Genomic DNA, 5,429 nt, shown 5'->3' with positions numbered 1-5,429 from the left:
GGCGCCGGAATGGTCTCGTAGCGGAGCTACCAGGGCATTTCGGCAACGCCGCGAGCGTGCGTGCCAGACGCCGCACGGCAGACGGCAGACGGCAGACGGCAGACGGCAGACGGCAGACGGCAGGGCCTAGCGGCCATCAGCACCACCGCATGACACCAGGAGTGACGCCATGACCGTCGCGGTCGTCCTGTTCACCTCGGATCTGCGTCTGCACGACCATCCCCCACTGCGCGCCGCACTCGCGGCGGCAGACGAAGTGGTGCCGCTGTTCGTACGCGATCCGGGTGTCCACGCGGCCGGCTTCGACGCGCCCAACCGCAGCGCCTTCCTCTCGGAGTGTCTGGCCGACCTCGACGCCTCGCTGCGCCGACGCAGCGGCCGGCTGGTGGTGCGCACGGGGCCGGTCGTCAAGGAGGTCTGCGCGCTCGCTGCGGAGTGCCAGGCCTCCGAGGTGCACATGGCCGCCGGCGCCACCGGATACGGCCAGCGCCGGGAGGAGCGGCTGCGTGACGGTCTCGGCGATCACGGCGTGACGCTGTGCGTGCACGACGGCGTGGTCACCGCCGTCGGCGCGGGGACGGTCACTCCGGCCGGCTCCGACCACTACGCCGTGTTCACCCCCTACTTCCGCCGCTGGTCACAGGAGCGGCTGAGGAACCCCTGCCCGGCGCCACGCACCGTGCGCGTCCCCGACGCGGTGTGCGGCGAGCCGTTGCCGCCCCGTGACGGGCTGTCAGGCGTCTCCCCTGGTCTTCCGGCCGGAGGGGAGACGCGGGGGCGTGAGCGGTTCTCCCGATGGGCGCGCAAGGATTTGTCCGGGTACGAGGACCGCCACGACGACCTGGCGGGCGACGCGACCTCGCGGCTGTCACCGTACCTGCACTTCGGGTGCCTCTCGCCGGTGGAACTTATCCAGCGGGCCCGCACGCACGGCGGGCCCGGGGCGGACGCATTCGTGCGCCAGCTGTGCTGGCGCGACTTCCACCATCAGGTACTGGTGGCACGCCCGGCGGCATCCGTCGAGGACTACCGCACGCGGCACGACCGGTGGCGGACCGAGGACGAGGCAGCCGAAGACATCGCCGCATGGCGTGAGGGCCGCACCGGATATCCGGTCGTCGACGCGGCGATGCGCCAACTCCGGTACGAGGGCTGGATGCACAACCGGGCGCGCCTGCTGGCGGCCAGCTTCCTGGCCAAGACCCTCTACGTGGACTGGCGAATCGGCGCCCGGCACTTCCTCGACCTTCTCGTGGACGGCGACATCGTCAACAATCAGCTCAACTGGCAGTGGGTCGCCGGAACCGGCACCGATACCCGTCCCCACCGCGTACTCAACCCGGTCGTCCAGGGCAAACGCTTCGACCCGCAAGGAGCGTACGTACGGCGATGGGTGCCGGAACTGCGAGACGTGGCAAGCAATCGCATCCATGAGCCGTGGCGGCTGCCCGAGCGTGAACGGGCGCAGCTGGACTACCCGGAGCCGCTGATCGACCTCGCGGACGGCCTGGCACGGTTCAAGCACGCCCGCGGCCGGGACTGAGAGAGGAACGCCGCCAGCGGCCTGCCATCCTCGTCACCGACGGACGGCTCGGTCGACCGCCGACGCGCCGGGGGCCGTGTCCGTTCCGGACACGGCCCCCGGCATCCTCGGAATCATTCAGGTGGTTCGCAGTGTGCTTCTGTCTCAGGCGAAGGCGGTTCTCAGCGCGGACCAGGCGATCTTCGGATCGGAGAGACCGTGGTAGATCGTCGGGATCTCCTTGTCGACGCCGAAGTGGTGGTAGACAGCGAGCATGGCCGCGCGGACCGAGTACTCGACGGTGAAGACGACGTCCTCGGGAATCTCGACGAACTGGCCGAGGAATGCGAAGTTCTCCGCGCCGTCGGGAACGACCAGAGGCCGGTCGGCGACGGCACGACGCTGGAACGGAGCATCGATGTAGGGCATCTGGACGGTGGTCACCTTGGTGGTGGCCCGGACCTCGTCGGCGATGTCGTCGAAGCCGAGGTGGCCGAGGAGTTCGTCAAGGATCTGGGCGCCGGTGCAGTCGTCCATCTTCTTCGGCACATGGTCGCCGGGGACGTCGCCGAACAACGAGTATCCCCACAGCGTGTACGTGTTCTCCTGCTGGTCCCGGAAGTGCGGTTGGGCCGGCACGACGACCGAAAGGAGCCGGCGCGAGTCCTTCCAGGTCATCAGGGCGCCCTCGCCGGGGACGTTGCCGGTGTACTCCTGGATGCGGTCCAGGAGCGTGCGGCCGGTCATGGTGAGGGTGAAGGACTCCCACTTGGTCTCGTCGATGTTGCCGCAGAAAGCGGTAGGGCGGCCGAAATCCGGGGCCTTCTTGGCGATCGACTCCCACAGTCGCCAGGAACCGTCCCGCTTGTCACGGATCAACTCGGGGACAGTGGAGCGGTCGCCGTACGTGGTGTCGCCCGTCATCGAACCGATCGTCAGCAACGCGTAGTCGTCCTCGCCAAGCTCGATCGTCCCCGCCTCGGCACCGTCGCGCTCCAGGTGGAGCCGGGAGACCCTGCGGGCGGCGGCGTCGGAGAAGTCGACGTCGGCGACGGTCACACCGAACTCGGTCCGCACCCCCTGGGCGGTGAGCCACTCCTGGATCGGACGGATGACGGAGTCGTACTGGTTGTACTTGCTGCGCCGCACCCCGCCACCTCCGCACATCGCGCGAATGGAGCAGGCCGAGCGTCGCCCGGCTCGTACGACGTCGGCCTCGTCCAGGACCACGCCGTCGTCGCACAAATGGAGCCTGAGCAGGCAGTGGGAAAAGGAGCCCGGGAGGGGCGCGGTGTCCGTCTCCGTACGGTAGCGGCCGGGCGGGTCACGGATGCCCCGTCTGAAGCGGCTGCATCGCGTCCCCTCGATCGGATGACGTCTTTGAGAGGTGCGGCTGCGGTCTGTGGAGCTGGAACGCTGATCGGCGTGACCGGAGCGCGGTGGGTCCTGCCGTGCCTTTTTGCTCATCCAGTGGTTGGGCGGCCTTTCGGGGCCGGACTGCGCACCGCATCCCCGCCCCGGAGCCCGTCCCAGGAACGTCTGTGTTCGCGATGGTGCGGTGAGCGGTTCATTGCTCGTCGTCGAGGCTCTGGATGTCGACAGGCTGTGTTCCGTCGAAGGTGACGAGGATTCCGTAGGGGTCCGCCAGTCGGAACCTGCTCCCGGCGAAGCGGATTGCCCAGGTCTGGTCGGCCCACACCGTTGCTTCGGGAAGCGCCAGTGGCAACTCCGGAAGGTCCAGCCAGCTCAGTTCCTCGGTCGTGAGTTCAAAGTGTCGTTCCCGGAGTCGGGTGCGGCAGTACTCCAAGGCTTGGTCGACGAAGACGTCGAAACGACTCACAACATCGTGAGCGAGTCGGAGGGTGGAGTCTTCCGGCGGGGCGGCCGGCTCTATCACCAGACTCATCCCGGCCGGGTCCGCGCCTGTCGGCACCGGGAAGTAGCCGGTCCAGCAGGCCATCGACGGCGGGCTCTCCGTCCGTATCAACGCAAGCCCGGCGATATGCAGGGTTGCGGGCAGTTCCGTGTCAACGTCAGGCGCTTCAGCGCCCCAGCCGCTCGGTGATGCGCCGTTGTCGGACATCGGCTCAGCCTAGGCCACGCCTGGTCACGACAGTGACCCGACAGCCGGGGCACACGGCGATCCGCGTGACCGCTTCCGCCCCCGCACCAAATCGATCGCACACCAGTGCCGGGCACCGGCCGGAACCACCCGGGCATGGGGTCTGCCCGGGTGGCGCCGACTATCGAGTGGACAACGGATATTTGCCGGGTGCGAGCGATTCAACCGCTGGATTGATAATGTCCGTAATGCGAATTTTCAACTGATGTATTCGGGCTGAGGGACGTAGGACGTGGGACGCGACACCACGGTCACCGGATGCAGGCCGGCGGATCCTGCGCCCCCTGCCGGACACCCCATCCCTCTCCAAACCTTCCCGGGCACGGTACTGACGTGGACTCACCGGGGCCTCCGGACCCCTCTCCCCGGGTTGCTCCCGCGCATGCGGCGCCCTGATGTCCGCAGGCACCGCGCCGGGCACCTCGCATCGTGCCGGTCCCAGGGCCGAGGCACCCCTGCCCCCTGCGGGAAGGCCGGGACGACCTCTCTGCGTGAACCCGCCACTCCACTCGCACCCTAGGAGTCCCATGAGCACGACGGACGAGGCACCGACCGCCGGACAGGCCGCCAAGCTGACCGTTCCGACACTCACCGCGATGGTGGTCGGCTCCATGGTCGGGGCCGGTGTGTTCTCCCTGCCGCGCCGGTTCTCCGAGGAGACCGGAGTTGCCGGAGCCCTCATCGCCTGGGGGGTCGCGGGGACCGGCATGCTGATGCTCGCCTTCGTCTTCCAGGCACTCGCGGTCCGCAGACCGGACCTCGATGCCGGCGTGTACGCGTACGCCAAGGCCGGGTTCGGCGAGTACCTTGGATTCTTCTCGGCCGTCGGCTACTGGGCCAGCGCCTGCGTCGGAAACGTCACCTACTGGGTGCTCATCATGTCGACGATCGGCTCCGTCGCACCCGCTCTCGGCGAGGGCGACACTGCCCCGGCAATCGTGCTGTCGACGGCCGGCCTGTGGGCGTTCTTCTTCCTCATCCGACGTGGGGTCAAGGAGGCCACGGCGATCAACAGGATCGTCACTGTCGCGAAGATCGTCCCGATCCTCGTCTTCATCATCCTTGCTCTCTTCTGGCTCAAGCCCCACGTCTTCGCCGAGAACTTCGCGGGCGCCGACTACGCCGGATCCCTCTTCCACCAGGTCCGCGGCACCATGCTGGCGACCGTCTTCGTCTTCCTCGGCGTGGAAGGCGCCAGCGTCTACTCCCGCCACGCCGAACGCCGCGAGGATGTCGGGCGCGCCACCCTGCTCGGCTTCATCAGCGTCTTCTGCGTCTTCGCCTCCGTCACCATCGTCTCCTACGGCATCCTGCCCATGCACGAGATCGCCGAACTCCGGCAACCGTCGATGGCCGGCGTCCTCGAAGCAGCCGTCGGCACCTGGGGTCGGGTCTTCGTCAGCGTCGGGCTCATCGTCTCCGTGCTCGGCGCCTATCTCGCCTGGACCCTCATGGCGGCCGAAGTGCTGTTCGTCGCCGCCAAGGACGACGACATGCCGCGCTTCCTGCGCCGGTCCAACCAGGCCGATGTGCCGGTTCCTGCCCTGCTGATGACCACGATCCTGTCCCAGGTCGTCCTGGTGGTCACAGCCTTCTCCGAGGACGCCTTCAACTTCGCCCTCGACCTGACCAGCGCGCTCAGCCTCGTCCCGTTCCTTCTCGCCGCCGGCTACGCGGTCAAGGTGGCGGTCGGCCGGGGGGGGGGGGAGCGACCTCCCCCCCCCCGCCCCGAGCTCGACCCCCGCCCCCCCTCCCCCATCCCCCCCCCACTCCCCCCCTCCACCA

4 protein-coding genes are annotated in these 5,429 nt (G+C 68.5%); 2 read left to right on the top strand and 2 right to left on the bottom strand.

Going from position 1 to position 5,429, the window contains the following annotated elements; genetic code table 11:
- Positions 1-169: 169 nt before the first annotated feature.
- Positions 170-1,543, top strand: a complete 1,374-nt coding sequence (locus ACFVX4_RS26505) for a cryptochrome/photolyase family protein (RefSeq protein ID WP_389981476.1) — start codon at positions 170-172, stop codon at positions 1,541-1,543.
- Positions 1,544-1,687: 144 nt separating this feature from the next.
- Here ACFVX4_RS26505 and ACFVX4_RS26500 read toward each other — a convergent pair whose 3' ends face one another.
- Together ACFVX4_RS26500 and ACFVX4_RS26495 are read right to left on the bottom strand one after the other, a co-directional pair.
- Positions 1,688-2,671 (bottom strand): oleate hydratase, encoded by a 984-nt coding sequence (locus tag ACFVX4_RS26500; protein ID WP_389981474.1) that lies wholly within the window; start codon positions 2,669-2,671, stop codon positions 1,688-1,690.
- Positions 2,672-3,089: 418 nt separating this feature from the next.
- The gene (locus ACFVX4_RS26495) at positions 3,090-3,605 is read right to left on the bottom strand and encodes a hypothetical protein (RefSeq protein WP_389981472.1); all 516 of its coding nucleotides are present in this window, start codon (positions 3,603-3,605) and stop codon (positions 3,090-3,092) included.
- Between the two features lie 566 nt (positions 3,606-4,171).
- On the opposite strand from ACFVX4_RS26495, the gene ACFVX4_RS26490 reads away from it, so the two are divergent.
- Positions 4,172-5,429 (top strand): basic amino acid/polyamine antiporter (locus ACFVX4_RS26490; protein WP_389981470.1); only part of this gene is annotated, 1,258 nt, incomplete at its 3' end.

Origin of the sequence: Streptomyces sp. NPDC058240, from assembly GCF_042882135.1 — a bacterium.
Taxonomy (GTDB): domain Bacteria; phylum Actinomycetota; class Actinomycetes; order Streptomycetales; family Streptomycetaceae; genus Streptomyces.
Note: the sequence above shows the minus strand (reverse complement) of the source record. Positions and strands in the feature narration are given on the sequence as shown.